The following is a 272-nucleotide window of genomic DNA, read 5'->3' as shown; positions in this document are numbered from 1 at the left end:
GGCCTGCTCCGATTGCGCCATCGAGGCAGGCTATCCCCATCCTACCTAGGTGCCGCGTGCTGATGCGGCGACTGCGACAGTGAAGAAGAGCCTGCCGTCTCGTTCCTTGCGCATGATTGAAGAGTTCGCGCAGAGCGTGGATATGAGATCGTCGAATTCTTTCAGCATGGGCGCTCACTCCTTCGGGTCATTGCCTCTGCGGACATCGTAACTGACGGGCGAGCGCGAAATAGCGCTCCTTCTCCCCTTGTACGAGGGGAGGAGGCGTGACC

Annotated in this window: 1 protein-coding gene; it reads right to left on the bottom strand. The window is 59.9% G+C overall.

Annotation, left to right across the window (positions count from 1 at the left end):
- Positions 1-45: 45 nt before the first annotated feature.
- Positions 46-168 (bottom strand): hypothetical protein, encoded by a 123-nt coding sequence (locus QP415_RS11805; protein ID WP_279354686.1) that lies wholly within the window; start codon positions 166-168, stop codon positions 46-48.
- Between the last annotated feature and the right edge of the window lie 104 nt (positions 169-272).

Source organism: Pauljensenia sp. UMB3104, assembly GCF_030217285.1.
In the GTDB taxonomy this organism is placed as follows: domain Bacteria; phylum Actinomycetota; class Actinomycetes; order Actinomycetales; family Actinomycetaceae; genus Pauljensenia.
Note: the sequence above shows the minus strand (reverse complement) of the source record. Positions and strands in the feature narration are given on the sequence as shown.